The 18,075-nt window shown below is 69.6% G+C and carries 15 protein-coding genes; 7 read left to right on the top strand and 8 right to left on the bottom strand.

The features are described from left to right. Together MCHLDSM_RS12870 and MCHLDSM_RS12865 are read left to right on the top strand one after the other, a co-directional pair. Complete coding sequence (locus MCHLDSM_RS12870) at positions 1 to 1,212, top strand: NAD(P)/FAD-dependent oxidoreductase (RefSeq protein WP_048470431.1); 1,212 nt, start codon at positions 1 to 3, stop codon at positions 1,210 to 1,212. After that, complete coding sequence (locus MCHLDSM_RS12865; protein ID WP_048470430.1) at positions 1,209 to 1,556, top strand: cupin domain-containing protein; 348 nt, start codon at positions 1,209 to 1,211, stop codon at positions 1,554 to 1,556. Before MCHLDSM_RS12870 ends, MCHLDSM_RS12865 begins: the two co-directional genes overlap by 4 nt. Here MCHLDSM_RS12865 and MCHLDSM_RS12860 read toward each other — a convergent pair. Together MCHLDSM_RS12860 and MCHLDSM_RS12855 are read right to left on the bottom strand one after the other, a co-directional pair. Next, positions 1,541 to 3,550 carry an acetate--CoA ligase family protein gene (locus MCHLDSM_RS12860; protein ID WP_048470429.1) on the bottom strand — a complete coding sequence of 670 codons (2,010 nt, stop codon included), beginning with the start codon at positions 3,548 to 3,550 and terminating at the stop codon, positions 1,541 to 1,543. The two genes, MCHLDSM_RS12865 and MCHLDSM_RS12860, sit on opposite strands and share 16 nt — an antisense overlap. Next, the gene (locus MCHLDSM_RS12855) at positions 3,547 to 5,169 is read right to left on the bottom strand and encodes a phytoene desaturase family protein (RefSeq protein ID WP_048470428.1); all 1,623 of its coding nucleotides are present in this window, start codon (positions 5,167 to 5,169) and stop codon (positions 3,547 to 3,549) included. Before MCHLDSM_RS12855 ends, MCHLDSM_RS12860 begins: the two co-directional genes overlap by 4 nt. 98 nt (positions 5,170 to 5,267) lie before the next feature. On the opposite strand from MCHLDSM_RS12855, the gene MCHLDSM_RS12850 reads away from it, so the two are divergent. Further along, positions 5,268 to 5,891, top strand: coding sequence for a TetR/AcrR family transcriptional regulator (locus MCHLDSM_RS12850; RefSeq protein ID WP_048470427.1), 624 nt, complete (start codon positions 5,268 to 5,270; stop codon positions 5,889 to 5,891). Here the strand turns inward: MCHLDSM_RS12850 and MCHLDSM_RS12845 are convergent. Further along, the gene (locus MCHLDSM_RS12845; RefSeq protein WP_048470426.1) at positions 5,878 to 7,017 is read right to left on the bottom strand and encodes an ABC transporter ATP-binding protein; all 1,140 of its coding nucleotides are present in this window, start codon (positions 7,015 to 7,017) and stop codon (positions 5,878 to 5,880) included. The genes MCHLDSM_RS12850 and MCHLDSM_RS12845 overlap by 14 nt on opposite strands. A 13-nt stretch (positions 7,018 to 7,030) precedes the next feature. Continuing rightward, positions 7,031 to 8,389 carry an aspartate aminotransferase family protein gene (locus MCHLDSM_RS12840; protein ID WP_048470679.1) on the bottom strand — a complete coding sequence of 453 codons (1,359 nt, stop codon included), beginning with the start codon at positions 8,387 to 8,389 and terminating at the stop codon, positions 7,031 to 7,033. A gap of 102 nt (positions 8,390 to 8,491) precedes the next feature. Between MCHLDSM_RS12840 and MCHLDSM_RS12835 the strand changes: the two genes are divergently transcribed. The 4 genes from MCHLDSM_RS12835 to MCHLDSM_RS12820 are packed head-to-tail and all read left to right on the top strand — an operon-like array spanning position 8,492 to position 12,734. Next, positions 8,492 to 9,727 (top strand): polyamine ABC transporter substrate-binding protein, encoded by a 1,236-nt coding sequence (locus MCHLDSM_RS12835; protein ID WP_048470425.1) that lies wholly within the window; start codon positions 8,492 to 8,494, stop codon positions 9,725 to 9,727. A 9-nt stretch (positions 9,728 to 9,736) separates the two neighbouring features. Beyond that, on the top strand, positions 9,737 to 10,642 hold the full coding sequence (locus tag MCHLDSM_RS12830; RefSeq protein ID WP_048470424.1) for an ABC transporter permease: 906 nt from the start codon (positions 9,737 to 9,739) through the stop codon (positions 10,640 to 10,642). Further along, complete coding sequence (locus tag MCHLDSM_RS12825; protein WP_048470423.1) at positions 10,639 to 11,520, top strand: ABC transporter permease; 882 nt, start codon at positions 10,639 to 10,641, stop codon at positions 11,518 to 11,520. Before MCHLDSM_RS12830 ends, MCHLDSM_RS12825 begins: the two co-directional genes overlap by 4 nt. 41 nt (positions 11,521 to 11,561) lie before the next feature. Next, the gene (locus tag MCHLDSM_RS12820; protein ID WP_048470422.1) at positions 11,562 to 12,734 is read left to right on the top strand and encodes an aromatic ring-hydroxylating oxygenase subunit alpha; all 1,173 of its coding nucleotides are present in this window, start codon (positions 11,562 to 11,564) and stop codon (positions 12,732 to 12,734) included. On the opposite strand, the gene MCHLDSM_RS12815 is transcribed toward MCHLDSM_RS12820, so the two are convergent. From MCHLDSM_RS12815 to MCHLDSM_RS12800, 4 genes are read right to left on the bottom strand one after another with little or no spacing between them, the layout of a single operon-like run. After that, complete coding sequence (locus tag MCHLDSM_RS12815) at positions 12,688 to 14,154, bottom strand: M28 family peptidase (RefSeq protein ID WP_048470421.1); 1,467 nt, start codon at positions 14,152 to 14,154, stop codon at positions 12,688 to 12,690. The two genes, MCHLDSM_RS12820 and MCHLDSM_RS12815, sit on opposite strands and share 47 nt — an antisense overlap. After that, positions 14,151 to 15,668 (bottom strand): M28 family metallopeptidase, encoded by a 1,518-nt coding sequence (locus tag MCHLDSM_RS12810; RefSeq protein WP_048470678.1) that lies wholly within the window; start codon positions 15,666 to 15,668, stop codon positions 14,151 to 14,153. Before MCHLDSM_RS12810 ends, MCHLDSM_RS12815 begins: the two co-directional genes overlap by 4 nt. A gap of 10 nt (positions 15,669 to 15,678) precedes the next feature. Further along, positions 15,679 to 16,578 (bottom strand): alpha/beta fold hydrolase, encoded by a 900-nt coding sequence (locus tag MCHLDSM_RS12805; protein ID WP_048470420.1) that lies wholly within the window; start codon positions 16,576 to 16,578, stop codon positions 15,679 to 15,681. Between the two features lie 12 nt (positions 16,579 to 16,590). Beyond that, complete coding sequence (locus MCHLDSM_RS12800; RefSeq protein WP_048470419.1) at positions 16,591 to 18,072, bottom strand: flavin-containing monooxygenase; 1,482 nt, start codon at positions 18,070 to 18,072, stop codon at positions 16,591 to 16,593. Positions 18,073 to 18,075: the final 3 nt, after the last annotated feature.

Genomic DNA, 18,075 nt, shown 5'->3' with positions numbered 1-18,075 from the left:
ATGACCAGCTTCGGAACCGCCGATGTGGTGGTGGTCGGCGGCGGGACGGTCGGGGCGTGGACGGCCGTCCTGCTCGCCGAGAACAGCGATCTCGACGTCGTGCTGCTCGAGGCGCGGACGCTCGGTGGCGGCGCCAGCAGTCGCGCGGCGGGCATGGTGCGCGCGCAGGGCGGCACCGAGACCGCGATCAGGCTGGGCCTGCGCACCCAGGAGTTCTATGCCGCGAGCGGGGACCGGTTCCCCCTCGACTGCGGCTTCGTCGCCCAGGGCTACCTGATGCCGTGTTTCAGCGACGCCGACGTCGCGGCCGCGCACGATCGGATCGCGCTGCAGCGCTCCCTCGGACTCGACGTGGAGTGGCTGTCCAGCGACGACATCGACAGTCGGGGAACAGGTCTCGCGCCCGGGGTGACGCGCGGTGCCTCGTACGCCCCCGGTGACGGCTACATCGACGCCCCGCGCAACGTGCTGGCCTACACCGCGGCGCTGACGGCCTGCGGTGTCGACGTCCGCGAACGCTGCACGTTCACCGGTCTGCGTGTCTCCGGCGGACGGGTCGTCGGGGTGGACACCTCGGACGGGCCGATCGACACCGCCCGGGTGGTGCTGACGGGCGGTCCGCAACTCGCCGACGTCGGGGCGCGGGCCGGCGCCCGGATCCCGGCCGGCGGTACCCGGCACCAGGTGGTCGTCACCTCACCGCTGCCGAACGTCGACGTGGACGCGCTGCCGATGGTGTTCGACGTGACCTCCGGCATCTACTGGCGGCCCGGCGAGGCCGGCGGATTGCTCTGGGGGATGAGCAATCCCGACGAACCACCGGGTGTCGCGACGTCGTTCGACAACGCCTACTACCACACCGCGCTGGCCCGGCTCGAGACGTTGTTCCCGGCAGCGGCGGGAGTGGGCCTGCGTCGCACGTGGGCCGCCACGATCGACTACACCGCCGACCACCTCCCGATCCTCGGGCCGTTGCTCACCGACGACGGACCGGTGGAGGGCACCGTGGTGGCGAGCGCCGCCGGCCACGGCATGATGTGGGGTCCGGCCGTCGCGCAGGTGGCGGCGGATCTGGCGCGGGACGGCGCGTGCACATGGCTCGATCTGACCGATCTGGGGCTTGACCGCTTCGACGCGGACGGCCACAGTCGGGTGGCGCCCGAACCGATCTCCCTGCCCTTCCCCGAGACCACGGAGGCTCTTGCCCGATGACGAACGCCATTCTGACCTCGCTGCTGCCCGGCGCCGCCGACGCCGAACTCGAGGACTGGGGCCCACTCGCCGAGGCCACTGACGGCGCGATGGCGGTGCACGGGGTCGAGTTGTGGGTCGACGGTGCGCGGTCGGCCGGCATCTGGCAGTGCAGCCCGGGCCCGTCGTACTGGCGCCAGGACGAGAACGAGGTCATCTATGTGCTCTCGGGCCGGATGACCGTCACCCCCGACGGCGGTGAACCGCTAGAGGTCGGCGCCGGGGACATCGCGGTGTTCCCCCTCGGCTGGACGGGCACCTGGGTCATCCACGAAACCCTTCGCAAGGTCTACGTGGTGTTCTGATCCCCGCGCTCGACGGTGAGCACGTCGACCGCGACCGCCCCGCCGGGTGAGACGATCACCGGGTTCGCCTCCACGGCGGCGTAGCGGTCCGCGAGGTCGACGGCCATCTGACCGAAGCCGACGATCACGTCGGCCAGCGCGTCGACATCGGCGGCCGGTGCGCCGCGCCAGCCGTCGAGAAGCGGGCGAATCCGCAACGCCGCCAGCAATTCCCGCGCACGGTCTCGCGACAGCGGCGGACAGGCGAGCACCCGGTCGGCAAGCAACTCGACCAGCGTTCCGCCGGCGGCGACGACCACGAGTGGCCCGAACGCCGGGTCACAGACGAATCCGACCGACACCTCCACACCCGGGGTAGCCATCGCCGAGACCGTCACCGTGGGCCCCAGCCGTGCGAGGTCGCCGTAGGCCTCGCGCAGGGTCGACTCGTCGGCGATGCCGAGCCGCACTCCCCCGACATCGCTCTTGTGCTGCACGGCAGCGGTTTTCGCCACCACCGGGTAGCCGATCTGCGCGGCCGCCTCACAGGCGGCGCCCACGCTGTCGACCGTGCGGGTCGGGACCACCGGGATGCCGTAGTGGCTCAGCAGGTCGAACCCGGTCGCCGCCGTCGGCCCCGGCCCGGCGGTCGGTGCGCGATCGATCGGCCGCGGCCACGCCGCCAGGTGACCCATCGCCGCCAGGCCGCTGCGCAGCCCCTCCAGCACGGGAATGCCGTTGTCGCGCAACTGTTGCACCGTGGGCCGATCGATCGCCGAGGCGACCGAGGCGAGCACCGCCAGCGGCGCGTCGGTCTGCTTGGCCACGTCGGTCACCGCGTCGGCGTAGGCGGTGTCACCGTCGAACTCGGTGACGAGGTCCACCGCCAGCGCGGTGACCGCCACCGTGGGATCTTCGGCCATCGCGCGCAGACACGCGCCGAACAGGTTGCGGGTGTCGGCCCCGGTGCCCCAGACATCGAGTGGATTGGTCGGCGTCAGCCCGTCGTCGAGCAGCGCGGCGACCGCCTCCGTCGTGTCGGGCATCAACGCCGCGAAGTCCAGCCCGAGGTCGTGCGCGAGGTCGGCGGTGAGCGCCCGTTCGGCTCCCGAATCGTGGACCGTCGCGATGCTGCCGCCGCGGGAGCGCCGACCCGCCGCGAAAAGCTCGATGGTGTCGGTGAATTCAGCCATGTCGGTGACGTGCACGGCACCGGTCGCGGTGCAGAACGCCTGCCATGCGGCGCGGCCGCCGGCGAGCGCTCCGGAGTGCGCGGCGACCATCGCGCTGCCGCGTGGCGAGCCGCCGATGGTCAGGATGATCACCGGGACATCGGCGTCGGCGGCACGCAACAGCGCCGCGCGCAGTCGGGGCACCGAGCGCGGCGTCTCCAGGAGCAGTGCGATGACCCGGGTGCCGTCGTCGCGCAGCGCGTGATCGATGTAGTCGGCGGTGTCGGTGACCAGTTCCTGCCCCGACGACACCGCGAGCCGGAAACCGAATCCGCGACGGGCGCGCAGCAGCGTGGAGAACGCCGAGCCCGAGTGGGTGACCAGGCTGACCGAACCGAGCGGCAACGGATCGGGCTCCAGATAGCCGAGTGCCCGCACGCCGTCGACGGAGTTCACGAATCCCATGCAGCCCGCCCCGCACACCGCCATTCCCGCGGCCCGCGCCACCTCGGCGACCTGCGCGCGCCGTCCGTGCGCGGAGCCGAACACGACCGCGGAGCGGGCGCCGGCCTCGGCAGCAGCGCTGAGCTGCTCGACCAGCACGGCGTCCGGGACGCCCAGCAGCACCAGGTCGACGGGCTCGTCGAGGTCGGCCAACGATGGGGCGCAGCGGTGTTCACTGATCCTGTCGTAGCGCGGGTTGACCAGGTGCACCCGCGCGCTGCCCCGGAAAGCCTCGGCCACCATCCGCGCGCCGAAACTGTCGGGCCGCGCACTGGCGCCGACCACCGCAATCGACCGGGCCCCCAGCATGGTGGCGACCGCCTCGGCGCGGGCGCTCATCTCGACCTGAAGCGCTTCTTCTTCGTGTCGGCCAGCGCCGCCCTGGCGGCCTGCCAGCCCGGGATCCCGCACACCCCGCCGCCCGCGTGCGTCCCCGAGCTGCCGTTGTACAGCCCGGAGATCGGCGTGCGGTAGTCGGCGTAACCGGGCGCGGGCCGCATGTGGAACAGCTGCTCGAGGGAGAGCTCGCCGTGGAAGATGTTGCCGCCGATCAGCCCGTACTCCTGTTCCATCTCGTGCGGGCCGACGATGTCGCGGTGCAGGATCGAGGCCTTGAAGCCGGGGGCGACCTGGTCGTACAGGTCGATCAGCCGGTCGGCGTAGGCGTCGAGCTCCTCGGTGTGCGGCGCGTTCGCCCAGTCCGCCGGCACCCACTGGGTGAACAGCGACATGATCTGCGTGCCATCGGGATTGAGCGTCGTGTCCAACGTCGTCGGGATCACCCCGTCGCTGAACGGCATCACCGCGGGGCGCCCCGCCCGGGCGTCCTGGAACGCGGCTTCGATGTACTCCATCGTGGGCGCCATCTCGACCGAGCCGGTGTGATGCTCGGCGAGCCCGCTGCTGGGATCGGCGGTGAAGTTCGGCAGCTCACCGAGTGCCAGGTTGATCTTCACGACGCCGCTGCGGGTCTTGAAACGCTCGATGTCCGTGACGAAGTCCTCCGGCAGCTCGGTGCGCGGAACATGCTCGAGGAAGGCTGTTTTCGGGTGCAGCGTGGTGACCACCAGTGGCGCGGTGATCTCTTCGCCGCTGTCGAGGACGGCGCCGCGGACCGCGCCGCCACGGACCAGCAGACGCGCCACCCGGGCGTGGGTGCGGATCTCGGCGCCGAAGCTGCGCGCCGACGCCGCAATGGCTTCCGACACCGCGCCCATCCCGCCCTCGGGGTAGCCCCAGCTGCCGAGCTGACCGTCGCCGACGTCGCCGATGGAATGGTGGGCCATCACGTACGCGGTGCCCGGCTCGTACGGTCCGGCCCAGGTGCCGATCACACCGTTGACGGCCAACGCACCCTTGATCTGCGGGGATTCGAACCAGTCGTCGAGCAGGTCGGCGATGCTCATGGTCAGCAGCCGGGTGACGTCGGCGGTGGTCCGCACGGTCAGGCCGCGCTGGCTCCACGCCAGTTTGGCCAGCTCGAGCAGATCGGACGGCCGGCGCGAGCCGATGGCCGGCGGCACCTGGGTGAGCAGGGGGCCCATCACGTCGGCGATGCCCTCGAGCCACGCGTTCCACCTCGGCCAGGCCTCGGCGTCCTTCTTCGACCACTTCGCGAGCTGCTCATAGGTCCGCGCGGGGTCGTCCTCGAAGATCGTCAGCGAACCACCTTCGGGAAACGCCTGATAATAGGGCCCCATCGGGTGCACCTTGTAACCATGACGTTGCAACTGCAGTTCCCGCACGATCGTGGGCGGCATCAGGCTCATGACGTAGGACAGCCGCGTCACCCGCAAATGCGGGGCCTCCTCCCACGGCGCCTCCGTGGTGGCCGCGCCGCCGAGCGAGCCGCGCGATTCGAGCACCAGCGTGCGAGCCCCGGACCGCGCCAGATAGGCCGCCGACACCAATCCGTTGTGACCGCCGCCGATCACGAGAGCGTCGTAGTTGTGAGACATCGATGACCTCTCCCGAGCATCCTGACTGACTGTTCAATCTAACGAAGTGTTAGGCTCCAGACAAGGGGCTGCGCCGCACACGATGGGAGGATGGCCACATGGCAGAACCCGCGCCCGCGACCGAGCAGAACGAAGGTCGGCGCATCGAAATGCTCCGTGCCGCAGCCGAGCTGATCTGTGAGCGCGGCTTCGGCGACACCCGCATCGCCGACGTGGCCAAGCGTGCCGGCGTGAGTTCGGCGCTCGTCATCTACTACTTCGGCACCCGGGACCGCCTGCTCGTCGACGCCTTGCGGCACTCCGAGGAGTCGTTCTACGAGGCCGCCGAGAAGATGCTCGCCGAAGTGCCATCGCTGCGCGAGCGGCTGTCCCTGCTGATCCGGTGGACCTGCGTCCCCGAAGCCGACGACGAGATCCCCGGCGCCTGGGGGCTGTGGTTCGACCTGTGGGCACAGGCGTTCCGGCACAACGAGATCAAGGCCGGCCGAGTCGAACTCGACGCGCGGTGGCGCACGATGATCGTCGACGCCGTGCGGTCGGGGGCCGATCGGGCCAACGTCGATCCGCGGATGTTCGCCCTCGAGTTCGCCGCGCTGCTCGACGGGCTGTCGATCCAGGTCGCGCTCGACGACCCCGAGATCGATTCCGACGTCGCCTACGACATCGCGATGCGCTTCGCCGAACGCGAGCTCAACCTCGAGCCCACCGCTAAGCGGAACTGAGCGCCGACACCGGATCGGCGACAGGCGCGGCCGTACTGCGCTGCAGCACGCGCACCGCGTCGTGCTCGCAGACGCACGCCACCCGCTGTCCCGGCGCGTGGGTCACCGACGCCGGTCCGCAGCGGTTGGGCACCTCGACGACGAGATCGGCCGCTACGCCGACGTCGACGTGGACCTGCGTGCAGTTACCCAGATAGACAACGTGTTTGACGGTTCCGGTCACCACGTTCATGCCGGCGGCGGCCGGAGTGTCACTGTCCTGCACGGTGATCCGTTCCGGCCGGATCACCACTGCGGCGGCGCCGGGCGCAGGGGCGCCCTCGGTGACCGACGCGATCAACCGGGTGCCCAGCGCCGAGCACGTCACCGCACCGCCGACCACGTCGACGATGTCGGCATCGAAGATGTTGGCGGCGCCGAGAAAACCGGCGACGAACGTCGTCGCCGGTGCGGAGTAGATCTCCTGCGGCGCGCCGACCTGCTCGATCCTGCCCTCGGCCAGCACCGCGATCTGGTCGCTCATGGTGAGCGCCTCTTCCTGATCGTGGGTGACGTAGACGAACGTGATGCCGACGTCGCGTTGCAGAGCCCGCAATTCGAGCTGAAGTTGCTTGCGCAGCTTGGCATCCAATGCGCCCAGCGGCTCGTCGAGCAGCAGCACCCGCGGCCGCAGGACCAGGGCGCGGGCCAGCGCCACGCGCTGCTGCTGACCGCCGGAGAGCTGCGCCGGTCTACGGGTGGCGTAGGAGTCCATGCGCACCAGTTCCAGCGCCTCGCCGACCCGGCGGGTGGTCTCCTCGCGGGACACCTTCTGGTACTTCAGGCCGAACGCGACGTTGTCCCGGACGGTCATGAACGGAAACAGCGCGTAGGTCTGGAACACCGTGTTGACCGGGCGCTTGTGCGGCGGATCGGCGGCCACGTCCCGACCGTCGACTTCGATGCGTCCCGAGTCCGGCTTCTCGAACCCGGCGATCATCCGCAGCGTGGTGGTCTTGCCGCACCCCGACGGGCCGAGCAGCGAGAAGAACTGGCCGGCGGGGATGTCCAGGTCGATCCCGTCGACGGCCGGCATCCCGGCGAACGACTTGGCCAGCTGGTGCAGCCGGATCGCGCCGCCGGTCATCAGACCTGCGCCGTCAGTGCGACGCGGCGACCGCCCCGGCGAACGCGGCGAAGTTCCGCGCGAACCTGTCGACATCGTCGACCGTGTGCTGAACCGACAACAGCCATTGCTCCACCTTCCCCCATGGCGGGAGGAATACGCCACCGTTGTGTTGCATCAGCCAGTGCAGATGGCCCAGCCGCGCGTCGATCTCGAGGAAGTCGCGGAACTCCCGCACCGGCTCCCGCCGGAAGGTCACACATCCCTTGGCGCCCAGGGCCACCACGTGCCAGTCGAATCCGTACTCGGCGATCACCGCCTCCAGGGCGGCGCGCAGCCGCGCCGACAGGGCGTCGAGGTAGGCGTAGTTGTCGGCCGTGAGCACCGCCGACAGCGTGGCGCGAGTGGCGGCCATGGCGAGCGGGTTGCCGTTGAACGTGCCGACCTGTTCGTAGCGGCCATCGGCGATCGCCGACATCACCGCGGCGCTGCCCCCGATCGCGGCCACCGCGATGCCGCCGCCGAGTGCCTTGGCCAGGCACACCATGTCCGGCACCACCCCGCTGCGGCCGGTGATGCCGCCCGGCCCGGTGGTGAAGCCGGTCTTCACCTCGTCGTAGATCAGCAGGGCGCCGTCGGCGTGCAGGAGGTCCTTCAGCGCGGCGAGGTAGCCGTCGTCGGGCGCGATGATGCCGGCGTTCATCATCACCGGCTCCAGGATCATCGCGGCCACCTGCCCGCGGTTCCGGTTCAGCGCGCGCGCGACCGCGTCGACGTCGTTGAACGGCACCACGACCACCAGGTCGCGAATAGCACTGGGAATGCCGGTGTTTCCGGGCACCGACACGGGTGCGTCGCGCGGTCCCACCTCGTCGGCCTCGGGCAGCACCGACACCTGCACCGAGTCGTGGTGGCCGTGATAGCAGCCCTCGACCTTGATGATCAGATCGCGCCCGGTCACCGAGCGGGCGAGGTGGATCGCATCCATGGTGGCCTCGGTGCCGGAGTTCGCGTACCGCCACAGCGGCACATCGAACCGGCGCGCCAACTCCCCGGCGATCCAGATCGCGTCCTCGGTCGGCTGCGCGAAGTGGGTGCCGCGGCGGACGCGGTCGCTGACGGCAGCCACGATCGCCGGATGGGCATGTCCGGCAATGGATGCGCCGTAGCCGCCGTGCATGTCCACGTACTCGGTGCCGTCGACGTCGTACACCTTCGAGCCCTCGCCGTGGCTCATCCACACCGCCTGCGGTTCGGCGATCTGCCAGTTCGACGTCGCGCCGCCGGCCAGGTGCGTGCCTGCGATCTCGATCAGTTCGGCGCTGCGCGGCTGACGGCGCAGGAAGATCTCCTCCTGTTCGGCGATCAGGGAGTCGAGGGATCGGGCCGTCATCGTCGCAGCCACCGCGAACCTCCGGTCGTGTCGGTTGACTGAGCATTCAGTCTATGCGAGAGTCCTACCAGCGACAAGACGCGAAATCAATGGGGAGGCCCGATGCCAGAGCCCACCACCCGACGTCAGTTCCTGACGCGCGCAGCGATTCTGGCCGCGAGCGCACCCACGCTCGGCGCGTTCCTCGCCGCGTGCGGCGGCGGATCGGATTCCTCGGGCACGGGTGCCACCCCGACGCTCAAGCTGGCCTCGCCGGACAGTCCGGTCACCTGGGACATCCCCGAGGACAACAAGCCGATCGCCGACGGCCTCGCCCCCGAGAAGGGCACGCTGAAGCTCTACACCTACGCCGACTACGTCAGCCCCGACGCCGTGAAGTCCTTCGAGCAGAAATACGGTGTGACGGTTGAGATCTCGACGTTCAACGACGGCGGGGAGGCACTGACCAAGCTGCGCAGCGGCGTCGACTTCGACATCTACAACGCCAATTACACCGAGATCAGCAGGCTGGTCAACGGCGGGCTGTTGCGACCGCTGAACCACACCTACATCCCGAACATCACCAACGTCTGGCCCAGTTTCACCAACCCCTGGTACGACCAGGAGTGGCGCTACAGCGTCCCGTACACGATCTACACCACCGGCATCGGCTGGCGCACCGACCAGGTGCCCGCGGACATCGGAGCGCTCGGCAACCCCTACGACGCCTTCTGGGATCCCGCCTACAAGGGCAAGACCGCGGTCCTCGACGACTGGCACACCACGATGGGCATGGTGCTGCTGCGCAACGGCATCACCGACATCAACACGTCGTCGGAGGCCGACCTGAAGATGGTCGGCGACCAGCTCAAGCAGCTCGTGGCGGCCACCTCACCGAAGGTCACCATCACCGCCTACAACGACCTGCCGGCCGGGCAGCTGGGACTGGCCCAGATGTGGTCGGGCGACATCATCAACGCCCAGTCCTACCTGCCCGAGGGCACCGGACCGGAGATCCTGCGCTACTGGTTCCCCTCCGACGGCAAGGGCATGGTGGACAACGACATGCTGGTCACGCTCAAGGGCGGCAAGAACCCGGTGCTCGCGCATCTGTTCCTCGATCACATGCTCGACACCGAGGTGGCGATGCAGAACTTCTCGGCGATCGGCTACCAGCCACCGCAGAACTCGATCAAGCCCGACGCGTTGGTATCGGACGGTTTCATCCCGCAGAATCTGTCGACGGCGATCGTCAAGCCCGAGTGGTTCGACGCCGGGTACCGGATTCTCGAGTTGGATCCTGCCAACGACGCTGCCTGGCAGAACGTTTGGCGCACGTTCAAGGCCGGCGGGTCCTAAGCTCTCCCCATGTCCAGCAGGTCCGACCGGTCCCGCGGAATATGGCCCGCGCTCGCGGCGCCCGGAGTGGTCTGGCTGCTGCTGTTCTTCGTCGCACCGATGTACGTGGTGCTGTGCATCGTGTTCGGCAGGCTCGATCCGATCTTCCGCACCGCGGTGCCGATCTGGAATCCCGTGCAGTGGGATCCCACCCAGTTCCTGTACGTGCTGTCCCACATCGTCGGAGCGGACGGGGTGTTCGGGCCCGCACTGCTGCGCACCGCGGTGTACGTGCTGACCGCCAGCGCGGCCTGCCTGCTCATCGCCTTCCCGGTGGCCTACTACGTCGCGCGGCTGTCCGGGCGACGCAAGGGTCTGCTGCTGACGCTGCTGATCGCCCCGTTCTGGATCAGCTACATGATGCGGATGTTCGCCTGGGTCAACCTGTTGCAGGACGACGGTCTGGTCAACTCCGTGCTCGGGTTCGGCGGGCTGTTCACCCCAGACATCGACTGGCTGACGGGCCAACCCGCCGTGGTGATCCTGGGTCTGGTGTACGGCTACGTGCCGTACATGATCCTGCCGCTCTACGCGGGCCTGGACCGGCTCCCGCAGCCGGTGCTCGAGGCATCCCGCGATCTCGGCGCCGATCGTGCGTCGTCGTTCTGGCGGGTGACGCTGCCGCTCGCCCGCCCGACGATCGTGGCCGCGGTGCTGCTGACGTGCCTGCCGATGCTGGGTGACTACTTCACCAGCGACATGCTCTCCGCGTCGCCGAAGACCGCGATGGTCGGCAACCTGATCAACGACAGCGTGCTCACCCCGGGCCAGACCGGCCAGGCCGGCGCGTTCGTGCTGCTCGTGTTTCTCGCCGCGCTGATCCCGATGCTGTACTACATCCGCGTCACCGGCCGCCGCGACGAGGTGGCCTCATGAGGAGCCCCGTCACATGGTGGAACGATCCGTGGCGGCCGCCCCGGATCCTGGTCGCGGTGACCGTCGGCTACCTGCTCTGGTCGCTGCTGCCGGTGCTGATCGCGGTGCTGTTCTCGTTCAACGCGGGCCGGTCGCGCACGGTGTGGCAGGGGTTTTCGTTCCGCTGGTACTGGGGTGACCAGACGCTGTCGGTGTGGCACGACGCGGCGCTGCACGACGCGCTGCTGCAGACGCTGAAACTCGGCGTGCTCACCACGCTGATCACGGTGCCGCTCGGTGTGCTGTTCGCGCTCGGCATCGACCGGTGGCGCGGCCGGCTCCCGTCGGGAGCGAACTTCCTGATGCTGCTCGCGTTCGTGCTGCCCGAGGTGCTGCTCGCGGTGGCGCTGCTGTTCGTGATCACCACCGTCGCGCTGCCGATCGAGCTCGGCACCACCGCGCAGGTGATCGGCCTGGTCACCTTTCAGGTCTCCTATCCGGCCGTCCTGGTCCGCGCCCGGCTGGCCACGATCGGACCGCAGTACGAGGAGGCCGCGATGGACCTGGGCGCCTCACCGGTCGGCGCGCTGCGCCGCGTCATCATGCCGATGCTGATGCCCGCGATCTTCGCCAGCACGGTGCTGGTGTTCGCCGACGTGATCGACGACTTCGTGATGGTGCGGTATCTCTCGGGCGGGGCGTCCTCGGAGCCCGTCTCGGTGAAGATCTACAACACCGCCCGCGGTGCGCCCACCCCGGCACTCAACGCCCTGGCGACGTTGCTGCTGCTCACCGCGCTCGCGGCGGTCACCGTCGGCTATCTGGTGTTCCGGCGGATGACCCGCAACGACGACACCACCGCCGATCGCGGTATCGGCGCGTTCGCCGGGGAGCTGTGATGGTCTGGACCGACAACCACCCACGACACTAGACTGACTGTATGTTCAAACAGCACGATCCGGCCCCGCTGCCGCCCGACGGAGTCGCCGCGGCGCTGGCGCCGTTCGGCCGGTCCCGGATGCTGCCCCGCGAGGCGTACGTCGATCCGGCCGTGTTCGCCTGGGAGCAGCGCAACATCTTCTCCGGATGGTCCTGTGTCGGCCACGCTTCCGACCTCGCCGCGGTCGGCGCGCAGAAGGCGGTCGGCAGCGGTGCGAAAGGCACGCTGCTGGTGCGCGGTGACGACGGCGTGATCCGCGCGTTCGCCAACACCTGCCGGCACCGTGGTCACGAGCTGCTGGCCTGCGGCGCTTCGGCGCGAGGGAGAAGCATCGTCTGTCCGTACCACGCGTGGTCCTACCGGCTCGACGGAAGTCTGCGCAATGCACCGGGTTTCGCGGACGTCGACGGCTTCGACCCCGCGCAGTCCGGGCTGGCCGAACTGCGGCTGGTCGACTGGCACGGCTGGCTGTTCGTGGATTCCGGCGGCGCCGACGTTGAGTTCAGCCGGCACGTCGCCGGGTGGGACGACGTCGTGGCCCCCTACCGGCCCGAGGATCTCACGGTGGTCGCGCGCCACTCCTACGAGCTCGCCACCAACTGGAAGGTGATCGCCGAGAACTACCAGGAGTGCTACCACTGCCAGAGCATTCACCCGGAGCTGTCCCGGATCAGCCCGCCCACCAGTGGGGAGAACCTGGACCGCGACGGCGCGTGGATGGGCGGCTGGATGTCGATCGTCGACGGCGCGGAGACCATGTCGCTGACCGGCAGGAGCGGCGGGGTGACCATCGCGGGCCTGTCCGAGCAGGAGCGGCGCACCGTGATGTACGTGGTGGCCTACCCGAACCTGCTCATCAGCCTGCACCCCGACTATGTGATGACGCACCTGATGACGCCGCTGGCCGCCGACCGCACCCACGTCGAGTGCGCGTGGGCGTTCCCAAAAGACGTTGCCGCGCAACCGGACTTCGACCCGTCCTACGCGGTCGACTTCTGGGATCTGACCAATCGCCAGGACTGGGCGGCCTGCGAGTCGGTGCAGCGCGGGCTCAGTTCACCGCACGCGCGCCCCGGGCCGCTCGCCCCGGACGAGGACGGTGTCTACCAGTTCGTCACGCGGGTGGCTAGGGCGTACGCCGATTCCGCTGATCGTGCGCCGGAACCCCGTTGACACCCTCGATCGACTGCGCGTAGCCACCCACCGCGAATGCGGCCGTGGACGCCATGATGGTGAGCGCATCCCGGTCGACGTTGTCGATGGTGTCCGCGCGGGTGTGGTAGTTCGGGTCGAAGGCGACGCCCGCCTTGCCACCCCAGATCCTGGCCTGGACCTCGGATTTGCGCTGCGACGTGCCGGTCGTGACGCCGCCGACCGGAACCCCGGCCGCCAGGAACGCGGCGTAGTCGGTGCCGCGGGTCAGCGGCATGTCCGCCGGCCGCACGCCGTGGGCGTACAGCCGTCCCGCCAGGGTGCGTTCGATGCCTGCGGATCCCTGCGGCAGAGCCGGAACCGTCGGCGCCGTCTGTGCGGACTGGTCTCCGTCGTCGGTGAAATAGCCCGGATTGGTCGACCCGAGCACGTCGAAATCCAGGTACAGCGCGATCGCGTCGAGTCGGCCGGCGTCGAGCGACCGCAGATAGCTCGTCGACCCGTCGGCGGACACCTCGCCGGCGCCCCAGAACGCGAACCGGACGGCGTTGGCACCGCCGGGCTCGGGACCCATTTGGAGTGCTGTCTCCAATATGGTGGCGACCCCGGTTCCGTTGTCGTTGATGCCGGGCCCCGAGCTGACGCTGTCGAGGTGCGCGCCGGCCATCACGACGCTGTCGGGGTCACCGGAGCGGGTCTGGGCGATCACGTTGCGCGACGTGGTCATCACCGGCTTGTTGTCCAGCACCAGCGTGACCGGCGCCTCGGTGCGGCGCAGCGCGGCATCGGCCGTCGGGTCGATGACGCCGACCGGGATCGTCATGCTCTGGTAGTACCCCGGGGTGAACAGGCCCGGCGGGGCGCCCACCGGTCGGGCCGGCGTGGCCTGGCTGACCACGAGCACCCCGACGGCGCCGCGCGCCACGGCCGCATCGTGTTTGGCCACGATCGAACACGAGGTGTCGTCGACCACCGCGATGGCGCCCTTGACCGCCACGGAGCCGTAGTCGGCGGCCGTGCACCCCGCGGGCGTGCGGGGGCGAAGGGTGATCGCCCGCAGGCCGCCGGGCTTGGTGGTGATCAACAGCGACGCCTGGTCGGTACGGAAGCTCCGTCCGGCCACCGTCAGCGCCGGCTTGCCGCCCCGCGATCCGGACAACCGCTGGAACTCCGGAGTCTGCACGTCGAAGCCCTTGTCGCGCAGCAGCTTCGCGACGTAGTCAACGCTTGCCTGGTAGCCCCGAGTGCCGTCGGCACGGTTGCCGTCGTGGGCGTCGGCGATCTTCTGCAGCTCGGTCAGGTGCCGGAACACCCCGTCGACCGTCACCTTCCCGGCCAGGTCGGCGGCCAGGTCAGACGGCGGTGCCGGGGCGTTCGACGAGCAGGCCGCCAGCACACAGCACAGCAGCGCCAAGACGGCGGCGACGTGCCTGCGCGTCATGACTCGGGCAGCGGATGGCGGGTGCGGTCCTCGCGCACCGGAATCCCGTTGCGGCCACGCTGATCCTGCGCGTACAGGCCCACCGAGTACGCCACGCCACTGCCGTGGATCTGCAGGGCGGTGCGGTCGATGTGGTCGAGCGTGTCGGTGTCCTTGTGGTAGTTCGGGTCGAACGGTTGGTCCGCGGCGCCGCCCCAGATCTCGGCCTGCTGGGCGGTCTTCTTCTCCTCGGCTCCCGAGAACAGGCCGCCGGCAGGCACTCCCGCCTTGGTGAAGTCGTCGTAGTCCGACCTGCCGTCGAAGGACGTGTCCTGCGCCGGTTTACCCGCGCGGTCGAGGTAGCCGACGAGCACACGCTCGATACCGGCCGAGCCCTCGGGCACCCGCGGAACGCCCTGCTGCGGGCCCGGGGCGGTGGACTGATCGCCGTCGTAGGTGAAGTACCCCGGATTGGGCGAACCGAGCATGTCGAAGTTCAGATACAGCGCGATGTCCTTGAGGGCCTCGACGTCCAGCGATCCGACGTAGTTGCTCGACCCCAGCAGGCCCAGCTCCTCGGCGCCCCAGAAACCGAACCGCACGGCGTTGGTGACCTGGGGCGAACTGCCCAGCTGCAGAGCGGTTTCCAGGATCGCGGCGACGCCGGAACCGTTGTCGTTGATGCCGGGCCCGTCGGGCACGCTGTCCAGATGCGCGCCGACCATCACGACGTCCGACGTCGAACCGGTCTTGGTCTGGGCGATCACGTTGCGGGTCTTCTCGACGCGGACGCCGGCGTTCATGACGATCGTGGCCGGCGCACCCGCCTCGCCCCGCAGTCGCGCCCCGTCGGCCTGGGCGACGCTGATCACCGGGATCTTCACATCTGTGTTCCCGCCGAGAGTGCCACCGCTCATCTCCCCTTCTTGGTTGTTCGCGACGATCAACGCGACCGCGCCGCGCGCCGCGGCGGCGGTCTGCTTGTCGCCGAACGGGCACGACCCGCGATCGACCAGCACCACCGCACCCTGGGTCGGCAGCCCGTCGTAGTCCTGGGCCGTGCACCCCGGGGTGTCCTCGGCGCGTGCCGCGACGATCGGTCCGGACACGCCGCCACCGGGCGCGCCCGCCGTGTACTCCAGGGGCTTGGCGGAGATCTTGTCGCCGGCCACGGTCAGGGACGGGGCGTCGGCCCAGGGCAACCTCACCTCGAATTCCGGCGTCGCAACGTCGAAACCCTTGTCGCGCAATGCCTTGGCGACGTAGTCCACGCTGGCGTCATAGCCCGAGGTGCCGAGTGCGCGGTTACCGCCGTTGGCGTTGGCGATGTCCTGCAGGGCGCGCAGATGCGTCATCGTCGCGTCGACGGTGACCTTGCGCGAGAGCGCGTCGGCGAAGTCGGCGGCCGCGCCCACATCGGCCGACGGTGGCGCCGACGAGGGGGCGGGCCGACTGTCGCGGCCACAGCCGCTGATGGCCAGCAGCGCGACGGCGAACAGGGCAGCGAGCCGCGTCGCCGGTCGGGTGGGGGTCACGGGCACCACGTTAGCGCGCGCCGAGATGGTCCAGCACCGCGTCGGCGGCGAGCTGGGGCTCCTCGATCTGCAGGAAGTGCCCGGCCGTCGGGAGCGTGACCACCCGGCTGCCCGCCGGCAGCACGTCGGTCACCGATTCGGCGTAGTCGGCCAGCATCGCGCCGTCCTGCAATCCCTGCAGGTGCAGGATGGGCACCCGCGGCAGCTCCAGGCTCCACCGGTGCAGGTCGGCGTATCGCGCCGCGGGCCGGGACGGTCGCACCATCGCGCGGTAGTAGCCGACCGCCGCCCGCCGGTGCGCCGGGCTCGGCAGGGCGGCCAGCGCCGCGTCGAGTTCGGCGTCGGTCGCGAAGCCGGGCGGCCCCCAGTCCCGCCACAGCCGCGGAATCACCCGCGACAGAACGTTTTCCGGGAGCGCGGGGAGTTGGAAGAACAGGATGTACCAGCTGTTACGCAGCTGCCGGGGCAGCATCCGCAGCTGCCGGCCGGCATCGCCGCGGGTGCGGCTGATCGCGCCGATCGGCGCGACCGCCATCGTGATGTGGGTGGCGAACGGCGAGTCCGGCGACGCGGCCAGCCCCGCCGCGGTGAACGCGCCCCAGTCGTGCCCGATCAGCACGGCGTCCGCCGGCGCGCCGAGGGCGCCGTGGACCGCCAGCGCGTCGTACATCAGCGCGCCGATGTGGTAGTCCCCGTCGGGGGCGGGGCCGGTCGGCGCGTAGCCGCGGGAGAACGGGGCCACCACCCGCAGGCCGTGTTCGGCCAGCAGCGGCGCCATCTTCTGCCACCCCCACGCACTGTCCGGGAAGCCGTGCAGACACAGCACCAACCGGCCGTCGGCCGGCCCCCAGGACAGCGCGTGGATCGTCAGGTGGGGGAGCTCGAACACCAGCCGTTGCGCAGTGGTCACCCGCTCATGGTGTCAGCCGCGCGCCGACGCCTCCGCCAGGGCACGGTTCCTGCTGAACTCCAGCGTGCCGTCGTCGATCTTGCTGTTTCGGATCACGCGCAGGTCCACTAGGTAGTTCTGCTTGAGTCGCCACGGGGTCTTCGACCCCGACTTCGGCAGCTTGTCCAGCGCGCGCTTGATGTAACCGGAGGTGAGGTCGACGAACGGGAGCTGCTCGACGTCGTCGCCCGGGTCGCGCGGCACCACGGTGTCGTACCCCCTGCTGTCCATGAAGTGCAGCAGGCGGCTGACGTACTCCGAGGTCAGGTCGGCCTTGAGGGTCCACGACGCGTTGGTGTAGCCGAAGGTGAACGCCACGTTCGGCAGACCCGAGAGCATGAGCCCCTTGTAGGCCATCGACGTCGACAGGTCCTGCGGTTCACCGTTGCGCAGCACCTGGGCGCCGCCGAAGAACTGCACGTTCAATCCCGTTGCGGTGACGACGATGTCGGCCTTCAGGTGCTCGCCGGACGCCAGGGCGATCCCGTCGGCGGTGAAGCTCTCGATGGTGTCGGTGACGACGTCGGCTTTGCCCTTGCGGATGGCCTTGAAGATGTCGCCGTTGGGGGCGAGGCAGACGCGCTGGTCCCACGGCTTGTAGCTGGGGCTGAAGTGCTTGTCGTAGTCGTAGCCGGCCGGGAGCCGCCGTTCGGCCATGGTGCGCAACGCCTTTCGGAAGACGCCGGGCATGGTGCGGGCGAGCTGGTACTGCGCGGTGGCCTGCAGGATCGCCTTCCAGCGCACCGCGGTGTAGGCGGTCTTCTCCGGCAGCAGCCGGAACGCGCGCGCGGCGAAGGGATCCTTGTCGGGCAGCGACCCGATGTAGGTGGGGGTGCGCTGCAGCATGGTGACGTGGCCGGCGCCGCTGTCGATCAGCGCGGGGATCAGCGTGATGGCCGTGGCGCCGCTGCCGATGACGACGATCTTCTTGCCCTGGTAGTCCAGGTTCTCGGGCCAGTGCTGCGGGTGCACGATGGTGCCGCCGAAGTCCTCGAGGCCCGGGAATTCGGGCGAGAAGCCCTCGTCGTAGTTGTAGTAGCCGCTGCACGCCCACAGGAAGTTGGCGTGGATCTCGGTCTGCTCACCGTCGCGATCGACGGTCAGCTCCCATCGGTGGTGCTCGTCGGACCAGTTCGCGGCGAGCACCTTCTGGCCGTAGCGGATGTGCTTGTCGATGCCGTTCTCCGTCGCCGCCTCGTTCAGGTAGTTCCAGATCGACGGGCCGTCGGCGATCATCTGATCGGTCGCCCACGGCTTGAAGTGGAAGCCGAGGGTGTACATGTCGGAGTCCGACCGGATGCCCGGGTACTTGAAGAGGTCCCAGGTGCCGCCGAGCTTCTCGCGGCGTTCGAGGATCACGTAGTTCTTGTCCGGACACTGCTGCTGCAGGTGCCAGGCGGCGCTGATGCCGGAGATCCCGGCCCCGACAATGACGACTTCGACAAATTCGGTCATGAT

Source organism: Mycolicibacterium chlorophenolicum, from assembly GCF_001044235.1.
GTDB classification, from domain to species: domain Bacteria; phylum Actinomycetota; class Actinomycetes; order Mycobacteriales; family Mycobacteriaceae; genus Mycobacterium; species Mycobacterium chlorophenolicum.
Note: the sequence above shows the minus strand (reverse complement) of the source record. Positions and strands in the feature narration are given on the sequence as shown.